This window comes from Nocardia carnea (assembly GCF_029868855.1).
Lineage (GTDB): Bacteria > Actinomycetota > Actinomycetes > Mycobacteriales > Mycobacteriaceae > Nocardia > Nocardia carnea_A.
Window position 1 is genome coordinate 28,947 of the sequence record NZ_JARWOV010000088.1, and the last position, 18,590, is coordinate 47,536.

16 protein-coding genes are annotated in these 18,590 nt (G+C 67.3%); 10 read left to right on the plus strand and 6 right to left on the minus strand.

Features of this window, described 5'->3' with window-relative positions; translation table 11 throughout:
• Nucleotides 1-408 precede the first annotated feature (408 nt).
• Genes QH195_RS08265 through QH195_RS08295 form a run of 7 tightly spaced genes read left to right on the plus strand, consistent with a single transcriptional unit; the run spans nucleotide 409 to nucleotide 8,656 of the window.
• Nucleotides 409-1,614: an amidohydrolase family protein gene (locus QH195_RS08265; RefSeq protein ID WP_280434937.1), complete on the plus strand. Its 1,206-nt coding sequence runs from the start codon at nucleotides 409-411 to the stop codon at nucleotides 1,612-1,614.
• Nucleotides 1,611-2,846 (plus strand): M24 family metallopeptidase, encoded by a 1,236-nt coding sequence (locus QH195_RS08270; protein ID WP_280434938.1) that lies wholly within the window; start codon nucleotides 1,611-1,613, stop codon nucleotides 2,844-2,846. Before QH195_RS08265 ends, QH195_RS08270 begins: the two co-directional genes overlap by 4 nt.
• Complete coding sequence (locus tag QH195_RS08275; RefSeq protein ID WP_280434939.1) at nucleotides 2,836-3,960, plus strand: M24 family metallopeptidase; 1,125 nt, start codon at nucleotides 2,836-2,838, stop codon at nucleotides 3,958-3,960. The genes QH195_RS08270 and QH195_RS08275 overlap by 11 nt, the downstream gene beginning before the upstream one ends.
• A gap of 53 nt (nucleotides 3,961-4,013) precedes the next feature.
• Nucleotides 4,014-5,045 carry an enoyl-CoA hydratase/isomerase family protein gene (locus tag QH195_RS08280; protein ID WP_280434940.1) on the plus strand — a complete coding sequence of 344 codons (1,032 nt, stop codon included), beginning with the start codon at nucleotides 4,014-4,016 and terminating at the stop codon, nucleotides 5,043-5,045.
• An 11-nt stretch (nucleotides 5,046-5,056) separates the two neighbouring features.
• Nucleotides 5,057-7,510, plus strand: coding sequence for a CaiB/BaiF CoA-transferase family protein (locus QH195_RS08285; protein WP_280434941.1), 2,454 nt, complete (start codon nucleotides 5,057-5,059; stop codon nucleotides 7,508-7,510).
• A gap of 40 nt (nucleotides 7,511-7,550) precedes the next feature.
• Nucleotides 7,551-8,186 carry a type 1 glutamine amidotransferase family protein gene (locus QH195_RS08290; RefSeq protein ID WP_280434942.1) on the plus strand — a complete coding sequence of 212 codons (636 nt, stop codon included), beginning with the start codon at nucleotides 7,551-7,553 and terminating at the stop codon, nucleotides 8,184-8,186.
• Nucleotides 8,187-8,200: 14 nt separating this feature from the next.
• Nucleotides 8,201-8,656: a MarR family winged helix-turn-helix transcriptional regulator gene (locus QH195_RS08295; protein ID WP_280434943.1), complete on the plus strand. Its 456-nt coding sequence runs from the start codon at nucleotides 8,201-8,203 to the stop codon at nucleotides 8,654-8,656.
• 154 nt (nucleotides 8,657-8,810) lie between these two features.
• Here the strand turns inward: QH195_RS08295 and QH195_RS08300 are convergent, their stop codons facing one another.
• On the minus strand, nucleotides 8,811-9,566 hold the full coding sequence (locus QH195_RS08300) for an SDR family oxidoreductase (protein ID WP_280434944.1): 756 nt from the start codon (nucleotides 9,564-9,566) through the stop codon (nucleotides 8,811-8,813).
• A 167-nt stretch (nucleotides 9,567-9,733) separates the two neighbouring features.
• On the opposite strand from QH195_RS08300, the gene QH195_RS08305 reads away from it, so the two are divergent.
• Nucleotides 9,734-10,615, plus strand: coding sequence for an alpha/beta hydrolase (locus QH195_RS08305; protein WP_280434945.1), 882 nt, complete (start codon nucleotides 9,734-9,736; stop codon nucleotides 10,613-10,615).
• A 12-nt stretch (nucleotides 10,616-10,627) separates the two neighbouring features.
• Here the strand turns inward: QH195_RS08305 and QH195_RS08310 are convergent, their stop codons facing one another.
• Complete coding sequence (locus QH195_RS08310) at nucleotides 10,628-13,027, minus strand: hypothetical protein (protein ID WP_280434946.1); 2,400 nt, start codon at nucleotides 13,025-13,027, stop codon at nucleotides 10,628-10,630.
• A 280-nt stretch (nucleotides 13,028-13,307) separates the two neighbouring features.
• A complete protein-coding gene (locus QH195_RS08315; RefSeq protein ID WP_280424946.1) occupies nucleotides 13,308-13,820 on the minus strand; it encodes a nitroreductase/quinone reductase family protein in 513 nt (170 codons plus the stop codon).
• A gap of 254 nt (nucleotides 13,821-14,074) precedes the next feature.
• Here QH195_RS08315 and QH195_RS08320 point away from each other — a divergent pair, with 254 nt between their 5' ends.
• Both QH195_RS08320 and QH195_RS08325 read left to right on the plus strand, forming a co-directional pair.
• A complete protein-coding gene (locus QH195_RS08320; protein ID WP_280424947.1) occupies nucleotides 14,075-15,805 on the plus strand; it encodes a sodium:solute symporter family protein in 1,731 nt (576 codons plus the stop codon).
• Nucleotides 15,806-15,815: 10 nt separating this feature from the next.
• A complete protein-coding gene (locus QH195_RS08325) occupies nucleotides 15,816-16,067 on the plus strand; it encodes a hypothetical protein (RefSeq protein ID WP_280434947.1) in 252 nt (83 codons plus the stop codon).
• A gap of 237 nt (nucleotides 16,068-16,304) precedes the next feature.
• Here QH195_RS08325 and QH195_RS08330 read toward each other — a convergent pair whose 3' ends face one another.
• The 3 genes from QH195_RS08330 to QH195_RS08340 form a co-directional block, all read right to left on the minus strand.
• Complete coding sequence (locus QH195_RS08330) at nucleotides 16,305-16,769, minus strand: L,D-transpeptidase (protein ID WP_280434948.1); 465 nt, start codon at nucleotides 16,767-16,769, stop codon at nucleotides 16,305-16,307.
• Nucleotides 16,770-16,975: 206 nt separating this feature from the next.
• Nucleotides 16,976-18,274, minus strand: a complete 1,299-nt coding sequence (locus QH195_RS08335) for a hypothetical protein (RefSeq protein ID WP_280434949.1) — start codon at nucleotides 18,272-18,274, stop codon at nucleotides 16,976-16,978.
• Nucleotides 18,271-18,495, minus strand: coding sequence for a hypothetical protein (locus QH195_RS08340; RefSeq protein WP_280399349.1), 225 nt, complete (start codon nucleotides 18,493-18,495; stop codon nucleotides 18,271-18,273). Before QH195_RS08340 ends, QH195_RS08335 begins: the two co-directional genes overlap by 4 nt.
• Nucleotides 18,496-18,590 lie beyond the last annotated feature (95 nt).

Consider the following 18,590-nt stretch of genomic DNA (forward strand, 5'->3'; position numbering starts at 1 on the left):
TAGTGAACACACAGTAGGTTGGTTTCCCGCTTGTGACAAGGGTTACAAAGAAGTTGCGCCCGCAAGGGGCATTCACCTGCCCGTCGAGGGTGGGCGCACGGCGCGAATCAACCCCTCCGAGGGCCTGCCGGCGACCGCTCCGAGTCCCGATGAAAATAGCATTCTCCAGGCCTCAGCCGGGATCGAACGGGAAATCCGGCCGAAGTGTTAGAACGTCACTCTCCTATTGTGATAATGTCGTTTTCAGCTTGGCGGGTCAGCCACCCGGCTTCCGGCCGCCCACTCCGCCGGCGCGGCGGACGTTGCCACATAGCGGTTCGATATGACCGCCGCGACGAGGGTCGGCGGCCGCGGGAGACGACCGCCGACGGCAAATTCGCGAATCAAACGATCCATTGGAGGGTCACGATGCCGACTTCGCCCAGCAGCGCTCCGCTCTACCCCCCGCAGGGATTCGGTCCACCGAAGGACCGCCGGGGCCGGGCCGAGGGCAGCCTCGGACTACCCGCCGGCACAGAGGTCTTCTCCGCCGACAACCACATCTCCCTCGCGGACGACATCTTCTACGAACGCTTCCCGGAGGAGCTGCGGGACAAGGCGCCGCGGGTCTGGTACGAGGAGGGGGCCTACCAGATCGGGCGTAAGGGAAAGTCGTTCCTGCCCGGTGATTTCAGCCGGGTCCTGATGCAGTACGACCCCCTCGACGGGTCCGGTAGCACCAACCTCGAAGCCCGGATCGCGGATCTACGCGCCGACGGGATCGACAAGGAGCTGGCGTTCCCCAATTCCCTTCTCGCACTGCTGTTCTACCCGGACAAGGCGGTCCGCGAGCGCTGCTTCCGCATCTACAACGAATACATCGCCGAGGTGCAGGAACGATCCGGTGGCACGCTGTACGGGGTCGGATTGATCAACTGGTGGGATGCCGACGGCGCCCGCCGCACTCTCACCGAGCTGAAAGCGCTGGGGCTCGAGACCTTCCTGCTTCCACTGTCGGCCGGAAAGGACGACGACGGCGCCGTCATCGACTACGGCAGCACGTCGATGATCGGCGTCTGGGACGCCATCGAGGAATCCGGGATACCGGTATCGCACCATATCGGCGAATCTCCGCTGTCCGCGCCGTGCGAGGTGAACAGTGTGGTGGTCGGGATGATGCACAATGTGGCTCCGTTCCGGGAGCTGTTCTCCAAGTACATCTTCAGCGGCATCATCGATCGGCATCCCGGTCTGCAGATCGGCTGGTTCGAGGGCGGTATCAACTGGGTCGCCTCGGCCCTGCAGGATGCCGAACATATGCACGCGTCCTACCGGCACATGTACAACCGGCCGCTGGATCACGAGGTCCGCCACTACTGGGACAACCATATGCGGGCCTCGTTCATGGTCGACCCGCTCGGCCTGGCCATCATCGACCAGATCGGTGTGGACCGGGTGATGTGGTCATCGGACTACCCGCACAACGAGAGCACCTTCGGCTACTCGGAGAAGTCCCTGGCCTCGGTCGTCGATGCACTCGGGCCTGAGCAGGCGGCCCGCGTGGTGAGCGGGAACATCAAAGAATTCCTGGGCATACAGGCCCCGCGCGACGCCGAGAAGGACCGTATTCGATGACCGCATTCCCCGCCGCGACGACCGCGGCGATCGACATACCCGACCTCCCGGACCGTGCGCGGATGCGCCGGGAGACCGGGGCCCGCCTGCGTTCGGCCATGGCCGAGCGCGGGGTCGACGCGGCGATCCTGCTGCTGAACAACAATGTCGTGTACGCGACCGGAGCGAACTGGCCGCTCGGCGACGCCGGCCTCGCCCATGTCGAACGACCGGTGGCGGTGGTGACGGTCGACGACGAATGGCCGCATCTGTTCCTGCCGTTCCGTGCGGGCGCGGCCGCGGAGTCCGAACTGCCCGAAGACCATCTGCATCCACCGGTGTATCTCGAGTTCGACGAGGGCGTAGCGGATTTCGGCCGGAAACTGGCCGAGTTGGTGCGGCCCGGCGCCACCGTCGCGGTGGACGAGTTCACCGGCGCCATGCTGCGTGCCCGCGACCGGCTCTTCCCCGGGACCGTACCTGTGGACGCCGCCACGGTGATCGGTCCCGCCAAGTTGATCAAAACACCCGACGAGCTGTCCTGTATCCGCAAAGCCTGCCGGATCACCGAGGAGGCCATCGTCGACGTCCAGGCGGCCCTGGCGCCGGGTGTCCGCCAGATCGACCTGTCCGCGGGCTTCGTACGACGGGCCTTCGAACTCGGTGCCACCGCGACCATGCTGGACGCCATCTGGCAGGTCATGCCCGACAGCAAGGCCGAAGGGGTGTGGACCAGCCACGGCGATCTCGCCCTACCTCTGCTCACCACGGAACGTGAGTTGAAGGCCGGCGATGTGCTGTGGACCGATGTCAGCATCACCTACAACGGGTACTGCTCGGACTTCGGCCGCACCTGGATCGTCGGACAGGACCCGGCACCGCGCCAGCAGGCGCAGTACCGGCAGTGGCGCCACATCCTGGAGGCGGTACTCGCGCAGATCCGCCCCGGTGCCACCGCCGGGCAGCTCGCCCGGGCGGCAACCGAGGCGGCCGGTGGGCAACGCCCGTGGCTGCCGCATTTCTACATCTCGCACGGAATCGGCGTGAGCGCCGCCGAGACGCCGATGATCGGCACCGACCTCGGCGCCGAATTCGACGACAGTTTCGTGCTCCGACCCGGCATGGTGCTGGTCCTCGAACCCGTGGTGTGGGAGGACGGCACCGGCGGCTATCGCAGTGAGGAGATCGTGGTGGTAACCGACGGAGGCTGGATGCCTCTCACCGACTACACCTATGCCCCCTATGGCGACTGAGATCCTGCCGGACGATCGCGCGCTGCGGGCCGGGCGCCGCGAGCGTGTGCTGGCACAGATGCATGCCCATGATCTCGATGTGCTGATCGCCGGACGGCAGGCCAATGCCCGCTATCTGTCCGGGGCTCCCCAGCTGTGGGTCGCCGGGACGCGGCCGTTCGGCCCGGTGGCCCTGCTGATGCGGAAAACCGGTGCGGTCCATCTGCACAGCACGTGGGACGAGGGAATTCCCGAGGACATTCCGCACGAGAACCTGTACGAAACCATGTGGGATCCGCGCAATCTCATCGCGGTCCTGCGCGATATCGACGGCGCGGACACGGCACGCCGGGTGGGCACCGACGCCTTGTCCCCGGCTTTCGCGCAGCTGCTGCCCGTGGCTTTCCCGAATGCCGAGATCGTGGACGGCGAACTCGCGTTCCGGGCGGCCCGCCGGATCAAGACCGCCGCCGAGATCGAGACGATGCGCGCCGGGCTGCGGGTCGCCGAACAGGGGCTGTCCGCGGCACTGGCTCAACTCGCGCCCGGGGTCACCGAACAAGGGCTCGCGGGCGTACTGCTCGAGGCCTGCGCGGCCGGTGGAGTGAGCACGCCCGCCACCCAGGACGCGGCGTGGGTGACCGCCCGCGACCATCCGTGGCGGCGGGCGAGCGCCGACCGGCGGGTTCAGGAGGGCGATCTGGTCGCTTTCTCCTCCGGCGTGCTGAGCGACGGCTATATCGGGGAAGTCGGGCGCACGTGGCCGGCCGGCCCCGTGACTCCGGCCGTCGAGAAACTGTACGGTCGCTGGAATCTGCTGTGGGAGAGGTTGTTACAGGCCTGCCGGCCCGGCGCGGCCGCGTCCGGACTGCTCGACGCCTACCTCGACGGGGGCGAACCTCTGCCCGCCGCACCGGTCGCCCGCGGGCTCGGTATGGGGTTCGACCCGCCTGTCGTGGCGCCGGCCCTGCGCGGTACCGCCGATGCGGAGCAGCTCGAACCCGGGATGGTTCTGGCAGTCACCGGTTATGTCTGGGCCGAGGGTGTGGGCGCGGTATTCGGCCGCGACGCCGTGCTCATCGGCGACGACGGCCCGCAGGTGCTGACCTCGAGCCCGTACTGGGGACAGCAATGACCACCCGGAAGCCGGCCGCGAGCGCGCGGGCCGGAAACAAAGGAGCCGCGGATATGCCCGACCACGGGGCCGGGAACAAGGCCGGCGACAACGCCACCGGAAAGACGCCGGGCGCGGCGGAGGCCGGGCAGCACTCGGAACAGCCCGGCGCCGAGGAGATCATCCGGTACTCGAAGGATCCGGCGACCCGTATCGCGACCATCACCTTCGACCGCCCCGATCAACTCAACGCCCCCACCATGGCCGCACGGCTGCGCTACGGCGACCTCATCCACCGGGCCGGTATCGACGACGAGGTCAAGGTCCTGGTGATCCGCGGCGCCGGGGACGATTTCGGGTCGGGCGCCGATCTGGGCGAATTCATGGCCGTGCAGAACGATCCCGACCAGGGGCCGCGGCTGAGCGAATACAAGATCGGCCCCGACGAGGTGCGGTACCCGCCGAAGGAATCGTTCCGGCACGGCGCCAGTATCAGCCAGTGGTACGCCAACGCCCAGGCCGGCTGCCGGAGCCTGCAGGAGTTCAAGAAGATCAGCATCGTGGAGGTGAAGGGCTACTGCTACGGGTGGCACTTCTACCAGGCCGCCGATGCCGATCTGGTGATCTCCTCCGACGACGCACTGTTCGGGCATCCCTCGTTCCGGTACTACGGGTGGGGTCCGCGGATGTGGACCTGGGCACAGACCATGGGGTTGCGCAAATTCCAGGAGATGGTGTTCACCGGCCGTCCGTTCTCCGCGGCGGAAATGGCCGACTGCAACTTCCTCAACAGCGTGGTCCCGCGGGCGGAACTCGAGGCCGAAACCGCGAAGTACGCGCTGGCCTGTGCCCGTAACCGGCCCACGGACACGGTGTTCATGCAGAAGGTGTTCTTCGAGATCATGAAACAGCAGCAGGGCGAGTACATGGGCAGCCTGCTCAGCGGTTTCTTCGAATCGATGGGCGGTCATATCCACGCCGACGACAACGATCTGATGCTGGACAACGCCTTCGACGACGGTTTGAACAACTCGGTCAAGGACAACGACAGCCGCTTCCCACCGGAGTTCCGGCTCAGCAGGTCGGGCCGGCGGAAAGCCGAATAATGGATCAGGACGTGGCAGCCCACGAAGGTCGTGCCGGGAACGGGGTGCTCACCGGATACACCGTCGTCGCGCTGGCCGGTGGTATCGCCGGCGTCTACTGCACGAAGCTGCTCGCCGATGCCGGTGCCCGGATCGTCTTCGCGGAGCCGACGCAGGGAGTCGCCCTCCGCCGCCGGACATCGTCGGATGCGACTCCGGAGCCGGGCGTCGACGGTGCGCTGTTCCAGTTCCTCGCCGGAGCCGGGCACAGTGTCGTCGTCGATCGGTCCCGGGCGGACGACCATGATCTGCTCGACGCCCTGCTCGCCGACGCCGATGCCGTCGTCTGGTCGCCCGGCGGTGACCCCGGCGACGATCCGCGCTTCACCCCGGCGGCACTGCGGGACCGCCACCCGCACCTCGTGGTCACCGCGATCACCCCGTTCGGTCTCGACGGCCCGTGGGCCGGGCGGCCGGCCACCGAATTCACCTTGCAGGCCTGGTCGGGCGGCATTGTCGGACTCGGTCGCGGCGAGCCGGAACGCGCACCGGTCCATATCGGCGGTGAGGTGGGCGAATGGTTCGCCGGCGCCCACGCGGCCGCGGCGACCCTCACTGCCCGGCACCGCGCATTGCGCACCGGAACCGGGGAACTGGTCGACCTCTCGATGCTGGAAACCCAGATCCTGGGCCTGTCGTACTACCCGGTGTCGTTCTACGACACCGTGAACCGCCCCTTCCGCACCCAGCGCCGGCTGAGCCGGCCCGGCGTCGCCACCGCGGCCGACGGGCTCATCGCCGTCGGATGCGGTACCGCGCAGCAGTGGTTCGACCTGTGCGTCATGGTGGGCCATCCGGAATGGATCGACGAGGATCCCACCCCCGCGATCACCGAACGCACCAACGATAAGGCCGCCGAAATCGCCGCCTGGTTCGCCGAGCACACGGTGGCCGAAATCCGGGAACTGGCCACGGCATTCCGGATACCCAACAGTCCTGTGGCCAGCGGCGCCGACGTCACCGAGATCGACCAGCACCGGGCCCGGGAGTTCTTCACCGTGAACCCCCGATCCGGATTCGCGCAACCGGGTCCCCCGTTCCGGACCACCCCCACGCTGCTGCGCTCCCCCGAAGCGGCGCCCGCTCTCGGCGAACACACGGACCACTACCGGAAGACCGCAGGTACTGCCCGCATGCACAGTGCGGACTCCGCTTCCCACCGGCCGCCCACCGATACCGCGAACCCGCTGCCGTTCACGGGGTTGCGGGTGCTCGATATGACCACGTTCTGGGCCGGTCCGTCCTGCACCCATTACCTGGCGTTACAGGGCGCCGAGGTGATCCACGTGGAATCCGCCCAGCGGCCGGACGGTACCCGGCTCATCGCGGGTGTCCCGGTCGACGAGGACCGGTGGTGGGAGAAATCCGGGATCTTCTCCGGGCTCAATACGAACAAGCGCGGGATCACCGTCGATTTCCGCACCGACTCCGGCCGCGAGATCCTGCGCCGCCTCGTCGCCTCCTGCGATGTGCTCGTGGAGAACTACACCCCGCGGGTGATCGAGCAGATCGGCCTCGACTACGACACCGTCCACACTCTGCGGCCCGATGCGATCATGGTTCGGATGCCGGGTTTCGGGCTCGACGGACCGTGGCGGGACAATCCGGCCTTCGCCTACGTGATCGAGGACGCCTCCGGGCTCACCTGGCGCACCGGCTATCCCGATCAGAACCCCGTCGAGCCCTACAGCCTCGGTGACCCGAATGCGGGCGTCCACGCACTTGTCGGACTACTGCTCGCACTGGAACACCGGCGGCGCACCGGCGCGGGCATGCTCGTGGAGGCGGCCATGGTGGACGCGGCCCTGAACATCACTGCCGAACAGGTCATCGAGTACTCCGCGTACGGCAAGGTCCTGGATCGCGACGGCAACCGGGGGTCGCACGCCGCGCCGCAGAACCTGTACCGCGCGGCGGGAGTCGACGAATTCGGCCGGCCCGACAACTGGGTCGCCCTGGCCGTCGCGACCGACGAACAATGGACCGCGCTCACCGCGGCACTGGGTCGGCCCGACTGGGCATCCGCACCACATCTCCGTACGGCAGCGGGCAGGCGCGCGCAGCACGACGAGATCGACAAGCACTTGTCCGCCTGGTGCGCCGACCGCGCGGCCGCCGAGATCGTCGAGGTGTTCTGGGCAGCGGGTGTCCCGGTCGCCGAGGTGCGGCAACCACACCGGCAGGCCGAGATCCCGCAGCTCGCCCATCGGAACTTCTTCGAACCGGTCCCCCATCCGATCAATCCCACCGCGCGCCACAGTACGGTCCCGGCTCGATTCTCCGCCGGCCCCGAGCGCTATCACCGCACGCACGCTCCGTTACTGGGGCAGGACAACGACACTGTGCTGAGCGAGCTCGGGTACACGGCGCAAGAGATCGCGGCGCTGGAGAAGAACCAGGTGATCGGCGGCGCTCCAGATTTCTGAACCAATTGACAACAAGCTGTCATATTGACAGAATATTGTCATGACTCCGAAAACCGTGCACCTGGCCGTCTACGACACCCTCGCGGACTGGGAGGTGGGCGCGGCCACCGCGCATATCAACAACGGCAACTGGCACCGCGAACCCGGCCGATACCACATCCGCACGGTCGGGGCCGGGACCACACCGGTCACCACGATGGGCGGAATGCGCATCCTGCCCGACCTCGCCCTGGCCGATCTTTCCCCCGCCGACAGCGCCATGCTCATCCTGCCCGGCGCGGACGGCTGGGACAACGGCGACCTGGGCGCCTTCGCGGACAAAGCGCGGGAGTTCACCACCGCCGGGGTACCGGTCGCGGCGATCTGCGGCGCCACGTTCGGTCTCGCCGCGGCCGGGTTGCTCGACGACCGCGCACACACCAGCAACATCGCCGAATACCTCGCCGCCAGTGGTTATTCCGGCGGCGCCCACTACACCGACGAACCCGCCGTCACCGACCGCGGCGTGATCACCGCCAACTCCACCGCGCCGTTCGAATTCGCCCGCGAAGTACTGGCCGCCCTGGACATCTACGAACCCGCCGTACTCGACGGCTGGTACCGGCTGTTCGGCCAGGGCGATCCCGGCGGTTACGCGGTACTGGCGGAATACGAAGCCCGGCAGGCCGCGGTCTGAACAGGGCGCATTCGATGGAGAATTCCGAACAGCAGTTGTTCAGTACCGCCGCCATCACCTCGTTCCGGCTCAACGGCCAGTTCCTCGCCGTCGCCGAGAACCTGGCCGCACCGGCCGGTCTCACCGCCGCCTGGTGGCAGGTCCTCGGCGCGGTCCTGCACGAACCGCTACCAGTGGCCGGTATCGCCCGCACCATGGGCGTGACCCGCCAGAGCGTACAGCGGATCGCGGATCTCCTCGTAGCGCGCGGCCTCGCCGAATACCGGCCCAACCCGGCACATCGGCGGGCGAAACTGGTGGCCGTCACCACGGAAGGACAGGCGGCGATCGACCGTATCGGCCCGCGTCACGCCGAGTTCGCCGCCCGCCTCGCGAAACAGGTGGGCGAGGAACGGCTGACCGAGATCGTCCAGGCGCTCGCCGAACTCTCGGCCGCCGTCGAGACCATCGAGGCCGGCGAACTGCGTTAGCGTCGACCCGGCGGCGGCCGATCAGTGCCCGGCGGTCGCGGCTCCGGGCCCCGGACTGCAGTGGTATCGGCGTGCCGCGTCGACAGCAGCGGGCTTGCCGGACTGAGCACGTCCGGTGCCTACGACCACCAGGACCTGGCCGACCGATGCCGGATCAGATACCGGCGATCCGGCGCACGATCGGCAGTGGCAGCACCTTCATCGCGTAACCGAACGGAACCCACGGCCACGCCGGCGTGTAGGCCTTGAACCGGCGCTTCTCGATCGCCGACACCATGGAACGCACCCCGGTCGGGGTATCGACCATGAACTTCGGCGGATGGGCGGCCTTCTCGTTCATCTCCGACGCGATATAGCCCGGGTAGATGATGGAGACGTCCACACCCGGTACGCCTTCCGCGGCAATACCTTCGGCCATCGCCGCAACACCGGCCTTACTCGCCGCGTAACTGGTCATCGTCCTGGGCATTCCGCGGAGCGCGGAGATCGAGGAGATCACCACGAGGTGCCCACCGCCCTGTGCCCGGAAGATCTTCATGGCGGCTTCCGTCTGCGCCATCGCTCCGACGAAGTTGGTGATCGCGGTCTGCCGGTTCTGCCGGTCACCGCCTTTACCGAACGGCACACCCTTGCCGAGGCCGGCGTTGACGATCACCCGGTCCAGGCGGCCGAATTCGCCGGCGAATTCGTCGAACACCCTCGGCACGGCCTCGAAATCGGTGACGTCCAGTGCGGCTGTCCGGACCCGCACCGCCGGATACACGCTCGCGATCTCGGCGGCGAGATCGTCGAGCCGTTCGGTCCGGCGGGCGCACAAGGCCAGGTCGTAGCCGAGGGCGGCGAACTGACGCGCCATCTCGGCCCCCAGACCCGAACTGGCGCCGGTGATGAGAATCGAACCTGTAGCCACGGTGGTGCATCTCCTGGGGTCGGCCGTACCGGTCACGGCGCGGCAGTGGACGGCAAGTTCCGAGCGTAGTGTGCACTGCTCGGCCGGGCCGGTGATCGGCCCACCGATAAATTCCTACCGCCCGCACCGTCTGCATATATGTCCCCCGACCTTCCGAAGGACTGCCGATGACCGATATCGAAACCCGCACGCTGGCCGCCGCCGGCGCGACTCTCACCTACGATATCCGCGGCGACCTACCCGGACGTCAGCTGACGCCGCTGCTGATGGTGGGTTGCCCGATGGAGGCGACCGGTTTCGGGACCCTGGCGGAATACTTCACCGACCGGCCCGTGGTCACCTATGACCCGCGCGGTATCGGCCGTAGCACCCGCGACAACGGCGCCACCTCCGGCACACCCGAAGAACACGCGGACGATATCCGCCGCATCATCGAAGCGCTGGCAGCCGGACCCGTGGATATCTTCGGCACCAGTGGCGGGGCTGTCAACGCTCTCGCACTGGTGACCCGGCGCGGTGACCTGGTACGCGCGCTGGTCGCACACGAACCGCCGACAGCCCAGTTCCTGCCCGACCGAGACCGGGTGCTCGCCGTGTCCACCGATATCACCGCCACCTATCAGCGCGCCGGGCTCGGACCCGCCATGGCGGAATTCATCGCCCTGATCTCGCAGCGGGGTGAGCTCCCCGCCGACTACACCGACCGGCCCGCCCCGGACCCGGCCCAGTTCGGCCTCCCCACCGCCGATGACGGTTCCCGCAACGACCCGATGGTGGGCCCGCATCTGCTCTCCTGCTGCGGCCACGAATACGATCCCGCCGCACTCGCCGCCGCGCCCACCCGGATCGTGCTCGGTACGGGCCGCGCTTCGGCCGGCGAGCTGTGCGCCCGCGCCGCCATCGCCTTCGCCGCCGCCCTCGGCAGCGAGGCCGTGGTCTTTCCGGGTGGGCATGCGGGGTTCCTCGGCGGCGAATTCGGAATGACCGGCGAGCCCGAGGCGTTCGCCGCCGTCCTGCGCGAGGTTCTGGATCGCCCCCAATCCGCCTGAGAACGCGCTGCGTCAGCGGGCCGCCCGGATGTGCGAGGTCGCCGGAGTGACGAACGGGGCGAGCGCCTGCTGGACCTGCCGATGCGACAACCGGCTGTGCCGGCGACCCGGCAGTCCTTCCTCCGGCGCTCCGGCAGCCGCCCGGCAGGCGTCCGCTTCCGTCACCGCCGGGTCGGCCGCGAACTGTTCACCGGTGAGGTCGATCGCCGCCAGCCGGTTCCCGGTCCGGGCCTCGTACACGCTGAGCCGGTACGCCATCGCGAAGAGGTTCAACGTCCGGCCGACCGGATGACCGGGGGCCGGCGGATACTGGCAGGTCCGCACCAGCGCACCGAGCCGCCCTTCCGATACACAGGCAACCAGCTGCACCGACCGCGCATCGGCGGGATGCCATACCGCAGAGGGCCCGAAGGTGGTGATCTCGGAAAGTTCCCCGGCCAGATGCACGGGGCTGGGCCCCGCCACCGCATACGGCGCGGCGACCGTCGTCCCGCTCCCGCCGTGGCACAGGGCTCCGTACTCCGCCACCTCGAACCGGGCGAACCCGGACGCCGCGAACACGGTACCGGCCACCACCGCCAGCACCGCACCCGCCGCCCCCACAGCAGCCGCATACCGCGCACCACGCCCACCGGCAGCCGTGCTCTCCGCCGGCTGCCCGGCCACCTCCTCCGGCACTGTGTATTCCGACGCCCGCGAGCGGGCCGCCGACCGCCCGCGTTCCGGCACACGCAGGCCGCCGGCCGGACGCGCATGTTCTCGTCCCCGCGGACCTCCTGCCGGGCGCACCACCGACGCACGGTCCCGCACCTCGGCGGGCGCCCGCCGGAAGGCGGAAAGTCCACGTCGGACACCTACCGGAATTCGCACGGACTTCCCCGATCCGCGCTCAGCAGACCGGGGCTCATGCTGCCCCACCGGACCGCCGGCCGTGATCGCCGGGACGGCCACGCCACCGTCGGCTCGAGCGTTCTCGGCGGAAGCCGGCGGAGCTTCTTCTCCCGTAGGCGCGGGAACACGTTTCCGCACCACACCGGTCAGCCGACCGGAACGGAAATCGGCTGCCGCGGGCCTCGAGGTTTCCGGCGTGTGATCCGCGGATCGCTCCGCCGACCGCAGCCGACGCCCGTGTTCATCGGAGTCCGGGCCGGCGAGGAACTCCGCTGCACGGGAGTGCGGCCGGGCCTCCTGTTGCTCCCTCAGGCCCCCTTCCGACACCGACGCCGCGTGCGTCCTGCGCTGGGGATCCGATTGCTTCCGCCGCAGCTGGTCCGAATCGGTTTCGCCGGTGTTCTCCGGCTGTTCCCGCGATCCCGCCCGGACGTCCACCGCCGGCGGCTGCGCCCCATCGTTCCGCTCGGCGTCCGTATTCGTCTCCGACCCGTCGAAATCGGTGGTGCCGGGCATATCGAGTTCGCTCACGGCGGTATTCGAATGCCCTTGCCAGGGAGCGGAAGTCACCTGCGGCCGAGTACCTGATGCACCGGGTGGCGCATCCGCACCGTCACCGGACGCCCGTTCCCGATCGGCGTCATCCGCCGCGGCGGAATCGGGTACTGCCCGTTCGTCGTCGACTCCGGCCGGGCCCATACCCACCCCGGGGTCGACCTGCTCCTCTTGCTCGGCGGGTCCATGGACAACTCGCCCGGGCAACTCGGGAGCGTACAGCGGGGTCGTTCGGCGCCGGGCAGCCCCGAACAGCGGAAAAGCCGTCTTCCGCAACCGGTCCGCCGCAGAATCCGCCGGGACCGCCGCACCGATCATGGTGTCGTCCCCGGTCACCTCGAATCCTTCGGCCGCCGATTCCGCGGGATCCGGCGCGGACAGCGGTACACCGAGCGCCCCGAAAACCCGGGCGATATCGGCGGCACGCCAGCACGCGGCCCGGCCGGGCGAGTGCTCGAAATACTCGGTGAAATCAGCCGATTGCCCGATCCGGACCATGATCGTTTCTTCGCCCGCCTCCTGCGGAGGCCGGGTCCAGGTGATGCGTGATCCGGTTTTCGGGATCAGGACCACGAGCACATCGATCTGTTCGGGCACACCGTGCCGGCGGAATATCGCCGCCAGCTCCGCTCGTTGCCGCCGGGCCCGCAGCAGCGGATTCACCGCCCCGGAAACCGTACGCAGGTCGGCGGCGCGTTCGCCGACCTGCCACCGGCCACCCGGAGGGGTTTCGAGCAGGCCGTGCTGGACGGATCCGAAATCCGCCAGCACCACCAGCGTGCACCCGTACGGGGTCCAGATCAGCAGGTCGATCACCGTGGTGGATCGACGGCGTGGCCGGGGTAGCGGACAACCGAGTAGCGCGATACCGCCGATCCGCTCGGAACCCGTACCCCAGTCGCCGATCAGCCGGAGAACGAAGCGCTGCACGCTGGACAATTCGGCACTCTGCACGCGTACAATCACGGCAACCCCTACTTCGGTGACCACGAAACCCACGCACACCACGTCGGCGCCAGGGACGGTCGAATCCGCTGGCGCGCAACGTATTCGAATGCGCCGTCGTCCATGGTAGCAATCCACGGCACAGCGCACGAGAGCCTGCACCCGCACGCATGCGTACGCATTTGTGCATATCAGCCGAGGTAGATCCGAAGCACCGGAAAACCACACCCCGGCGTCCCGGTTCTGCTGCGCAGCCCGGTGCGCAGCAGACGACGCACCGTCGCCGGGAGGACCCTGACGCTCAGCTCTCGCCGTCGAGGGTCAGCACGACCAGCGGCATCGGCCGGTCGATCTTGGACTGGAAATCCGCCAGCAGGGGGTTGTCGGCCAGTACCCAGGCCGCGAACTCCTCGTATTCCGCCCCTTCGAGCACCTTACCGGTCGCCTGGTAGGTCTTGTCCCGGAGCTCGATCGTGACCTGCGGATTCGCCTTGATGTTGTACCACCAGGCCGGGTACTTGTCTTCGATGAACGAGCTCACGAACATGATGTCGTCCCGGTACAGGGGCCCGAGGGGAGTCGTGTGCCGCTTGCCGCTCTTGGCTCCCGTGGTGGTGAGCAGGATGAGGTCCCCGCCCGCGTAGGCACCGCCCACCTTGCCCGAGTTCTCCCGGAACTCCTTGATCACATCATCGTTCCAATTTGCGATGCCGTCCTGCTCATCCCAGGCCTGGTTCCACGGCGCGTTCGGATCGTTGTAGTCGGTGATCTCGGTCTGTTCCGGCTGTCCCGCAATCGCTTCGGTTTCGCTCATGATCAGAGTATGTCGCGGGATCCGGCCAGTTTCCGTCCTAATCGGCCGCCATGAGAGCCGATTTCGGCCCTTTTCCGGATAGTGCGTCCGGTGCCCGACGGACACGCCCGGCTTTGATCAACACGGCCCGAGCCGCCACCGCGCGCGGTACGTTTTATGCACCAGAGCCGATCTGGTAGTGCGGCCGGCCATCGGTGGTGCCGATGCGGTGAACCGCACGCGGTTGTCCGTGGCCGCTTCGAGGAGAACGTCGTATGCCGCAGTTCGAAGATTCCCAGCAAATCGTCTCCACGCTCGCGGAAGGTGAGGTGCTGCGACTCGACGCCCAAGCCGTCGACTACGCGATCGTCGCGCTCTATTTCGTGTTCGTCCTCGGTATCGGCCTGCTGGCCCGCCAACGCATCTCGTCGAGTATGGACTTCTTCCTGTCCGGGCGTTCACTGCCCGCCTGGGTGACGGGTCTGGCGTTCATCTCGGCCAATCTGGGTGCGGTCGAGATCATGGGTATGTCGGCCAACGGCGCAGAATACGGATTCCCCGCCTTCCACTACTTCTGGATCGGCGCGGTGCCGGCCATGCTCTTCCTGGGCGTGGTGATGATGCCGTTCTACTACGGCTCGAAGGTGCGCAGCGTGCCGGAGTTCATGCGGCGCCGCTTCGGTACCGGTGCGCATCTGGTGAACGCGCTCAGTTTCGCGGTCGCCCAGGTACTCATCGCCGGTGTCAACCTGTACCTGCTCGGCACCATCCTGAATGTGCTGCTGGGCTGGCCGCTGTGGGTCGCGGTGATCGCGGCGGCAGTGATCGTGCTCTCCTACATCACCCTCGGTGGCCTGTCGGCGGCGATCTACAACGAGGTGCTGCAATTCTTCGTCATCGTGGCCGCCCTGCTGCCGCTCACCCTGATCGGCCTGCACCGAGTGGGCGGCTGGTCCGGGTTGCAGGACAAGGTGGCGGCCTCCCCCGGCGGCCCCGAACAGCTGGATTCCTGGCCCGGTAACGCCCTGTCCGGATTCGCCAACGATTTCCTGTCCATCCTCGGCATCGTCTTCGGCCTGGGTTTCGTGCTCTCCTTCGGCTATTGGACCACCAACTTCGTCGAGGTGCAGCGGGCCCTGGCAACACATTCCATCGCCGCCGCCCGGCGCACCCCGATCATCGGCGCCTACCCGAAGATCCTGATCCCGCTGATCGTGATCATCCCCGGCATGATCAGCGCCGTGCTGGTACCGCAGATGGCCGAATACAAACAGGCCGTCACCGCGAACCCGGACGTGGACAGCGATGTCACCTACAACCAGGCGCTGCTGTACCTGATGAAGGAAGTACTGCCCAATGGCCTGCTGGGTGTGGGGCTGGCGGGTCTGCTGGCGGCCTTCATGGCCGGGATGGCGGCCAATGTCTCGGCCTTCAACACGGTGTTCAGTATCGACCTGTGGCAGCAGTACGTGGTCAAGGACCGGCCGGATACCTACTACCTGACGGTCGGCCGGCTGGCGACCGTGGGCGCCACCGTCGCGGCGATCTTCACCGCGTTCATCGCGGGCGGGTTCAGCAACATCATGGACTACCTGCAGACTCTGTTCAGCTTCTTCAACGCACCCTTGTTCGCGACATTCATCCTCGGCATGTTCTGGAAACGGATGACACCGACCGCCGGTTGGACGGGTCTGGTGGCCGGTACCGCGATCGCGGTCACCATTTTCGTGCTGAACGAGACGGGCGTGTTCTCGTTGTCGGGGCAGGGCGTCAGCTTCGTCGCGGCCGGCGCCGCCTTCGTGGTGGATATCCTGGTCAGCGTGGCGGTCACCATGGTGACCGCGCCGAAACCCGCGGCCGAACTCGTGGGGCTGGTCTATTCGGAGACACCGCGCGAACTGCGCACCGACCCGGAAGCCGCCACCCTGCCCTGGTATCAGCGGCCGGTGCTGCTGGCGGGTATCGCGCTGGTGCTCGTGATCATCCTCAATATCGCGACCGGATAGGACAACGCCCGTGCTCTTCGATATCCGCACCATCGTCGGAGGCCTGCTCGGCCTCTACGGCATCGTCCTGGTGATCACCGGACTGGTCCACGACACCGCCGCCGAAGAAGCCAAGACCGGCGGCATCAATGTGAACCTGTGGGCGGGTCTGGGCATGCTCGTCGTGGCCGTCGCCTTCCTGACATGGGCCCGGCTACGTCCGGTGGCTGTCGACCAGCCCGCCCCCGAGACCGAGAGCGAATCGGCGCCCGGCCGGGACTGATCACGATATTCGACGCCGGAACAGCAGCTACCGGTCCGCCCGCAGCGGACCGGTAGCGTTTCGGACCGGCCGAATCGGTGTCAGTCCGGCAGGCCGAGCGCGAAGCCGACGGCGATGAGCAGGCAACTGACGACTGATACAGCCACGATGATCCACATCAGCCAAGCGTACGAAATCGCGCGAGCACATCGATGACCGGGTCGGATACTCCGGACCTGGCCTGCATCCGCGCTCCGGTCAGGGCACCACCTCGACCACATCGCCGGGGTTCAGATAGTGGTATACCGCGACCGCACCCGGTTCGGTCAACCGGATGCAGCCGTGCGATTCATGCTCCACCGGGCCGATGTGGAAGGCGATATCGCCGTTGAAGAACACCGCGTAGTGCATCGGGGCGTGATGCATGGTGCTCCAGTGGTACGGGCGCTTGAAGTCCACGTCGAATACCCCGGGCGGGGTCTCGAAGCCGTCCATCCCGTGCGACATCGGCGTCGGCCCGTAGACGACCTTGCCGTTGTCCATCAACCAAACCTCGTTCGTGGACAGCCGCAGGCAGGCCCGCGCCGCCGGTGAGCACGGGGCCTGAGCCGGGATGATCGCCGGCACACCGGGAACATTGGGCCCGTTGGGCCACAGCGGCTCGGCGAAAGCGGGTGCCGCCGGCGCCAGGATCGCCGCCGCGACCCCGGTGAACGCAGCCATCCGATGTAACCGGTGGCGAAAATGTCCGTTGCTCATCTCGTACCGACCTCTTTTCTCGATCCGCCGCCGATCCGGCGGGGCCAGCAAATCCAGAGCGAAGATCAAGAGAACTATTCGACGGTACTGAAGTTCGATGACTCATGGGCCGCATTCGCCGTAGACTCGCCGATTCCGGCAGGAAATCCGCGGCGGATACGGCCCACCGATCAGGCCACGCTCCAGCTGTCGGAGGCTGCGCCACGTCGCCGGATACGCCGTCGGCGCTGGTAGAACACCTCCTCCACCGAGACATTGGGCACCTCTTCGACGATCCCGGTGAGCCGGTCGCCGAGCTCGAGTTCCGCGATCCGCCGATGCAATCCGGCGCGCCGCTCCGCTGGGAGCTGCGCCCACACCACGCCGATCCGTCGCTGGGCAGCGATATCGGCCACCGCGAGCAAACGCAGCAGCGGCGGCCAGAGATCGTCCGCGTTGGCCACCGACGGCAGCTCGGCAATCCGTTCGACAGGCATCCGCGCCACCAGTCCCACGACGAAACGCTGAACCTCGTGATGCGTATTGCCGGCCAGGACCAGCAGTCCCTTCCACGGACCGGTGTCGAATGCCACGACCAGGGATTCGACGATCGCCGTCAGCGCGGCCGTATTGGCGAAGATCGGGTTCATCGACAGCTGCCGCAGGGCCGGGCCGTGGAGTTTCGATACGAAGGTCATCAACTCCGGCGCCGCACCCTTCTGGATGACGTGCGCCGCCAGTTTTCCGAGCGATTCCGGAGAGGTTCGGGCGAGCAGCACATCACCGACCTCGCCGACCACATCGTCCTCGGCGCGCGAGAGCAGCGAGATCGCGGCCTCCTGCAACTCGGGCGAACCGTTCACCACCGTATCCATCATGCGCGGAATCCGTTGCGAGGTCCCGTGCAGCAATTGCCGCAGAATTCGGCTGATCGCGGGCGAGGAATAGGCGTAGGCGGCGGAAAAGAGCACGCCTTCGTCATCCATGGTCCCGAACTCGAATGCCTCGATCAGCCGCGGCGAGGCGTATTCGAGGAAAGGCCCGGCCGTGATGTGGTCACGGCGGCGCAGTACCTCGTTCAGAATCTCCACCAGCGGTTCGGACGCCATGATGTCGCCCAGCTCGCCCAGGGCTTTGGGGTCGACGTACGGCGTGCAGGACGCGGCGTACTCGGTCTTGAGCATGGTGAGCGTTTCGGCCGCCGCGTCCGGATAGTCGACGCCGACCGCGCCGGCCGCGCGGCCGGTCATCATGGGCGGCACCACCCGTTGCACCAGAGGTATCGAGATGGTGAGCGGAATGATCGGAATCAGTCGCCCGATCCGCTTGAACATCTCACCGTGGTACTCGTAGATCCGGCCCGAGATCCGTTTCTCCAGCTCGTGCAGATGCTGAGGACCGAGCCGTTCGAGATAAGCGATCCGTTCGACCGGAACATGCAGCGTACGCGCCAGCAGAATCATCTGCGCGCGGGTTACCAGGTCGCTCATCCTTCGAGTAGATCCCCGAACATGATCCGGCGGGTGATCGCCTTGAACGGCGGCGGGAAGAACCGGATCATCCCGTTGACAGCTTCGATGAGTAGTTCCTTCTCCATTTTCTGGGTATTCCGGAACAGTCCGAGCAGATCCTCGATCTCCTGATCGGAGAGCATCTCCGAGGCTGCGGTGGGTCCGTTCAGTTCGCGGACGAGTTCGGTCTTGGCACTCATTCTGCTCCTGTGTCTCACTCGCGGGCCGGCAGCCGCGAAACCACCGCCGATCCCGTGTATTACCCGCACGACGATATGCCGAATCCTCATGACCG

What these genes read in the sequence shown, in the direction of transcription:
- QH195_RS08330 (WP_280434948.1), bottom strand. Translation starts at nt 16,769, where the DNA reads ATGGCTGCGTTCACCGGGGTCGCGGCGGCGATCCTGGCGCCGGCGGCA.
- QH195_RS08280 (WP_280434940.1), top strand. Translation starts at nt 4,014, where the DNA reads ATGCCCGACCACGGGGCCGGGAACAAGGCCGGCGACAACGCCACCGGA.
- QH195_RS08315 (WP_280424946.1), bottom strand. Translation starts at nt 13,820, where the DNA reads ATGAGCGAAACCGAAGCGATTGCGGGACAGCCGGAACAGACCGAGATC.
- QH195_RS08335 (WP_280434949.1), bottom strand. Translation starts at nt 18,274, where the DNA reads ATGAGCGACCTGGTAACCCGCGCGCAGATGATTCTGCTGGCGCGTACG.
- QH195_RS08305 (WP_280434945.1), top strand. Translation starts at nt 9,734, where the DNA reads ATGACCGATATCGAAACCCGCACGCTGGCCGCCGCCGGCGCGACTCTC.
- QH195_RS08265 (WP_280434937.1), top strand. Translation starts at nt 409, where the DNA reads ATGCCGACTTCGCCCAGCAGCGCTCCGCTCTACCCCCCGCAGGGATTC.
- QH195_RS08275 (WP_280434939.1), top strand. Translation starts at nt 2,836, where the DNA reads ATGGCGACTGAGATCCTGCCGGACGATCGCGCGCTGCGGGCCGGGCGC.
- QH195_RS08270 (WP_280434938.1), top strand. Translation starts at nt 1,611, where the DNA reads ATGACCGCATTCCCCGCCGCGACGACCGCGGCGATCGACATACCCGAC.
- QH195_RS08290 (WP_280434942.1), top strand. Translation starts at nt 7,551, where the DNA reads ATGACTCCGAAAACCGTGCACCTGGCCGTCTACGACACCCTCGCGGAC.
- QH195_RS08340 (WP_280399349.1), bottom strand. Translation starts at nt 18,495, where the DNA reads ATGAGTGCCAAGACCGAACTCGTCCGCGAACTGAACGGACCCACCGCA.
- QH195_RS08295 (WP_280434943.1), top strand. Translation starts at nt 8,201, where the DNA reads ATGGAGAATTCCGAACAGCAGTTGTTCAGTACCGCCGCCATCACCTCG.
- QH195_RS08320 (WP_280424947.1), top strand. Translation starts at nt 14,075, where the DNA reads ATGCCGCAGTTCGAAGATTCCCAGCAAATCGTCTCCACGCTCGCGGAA.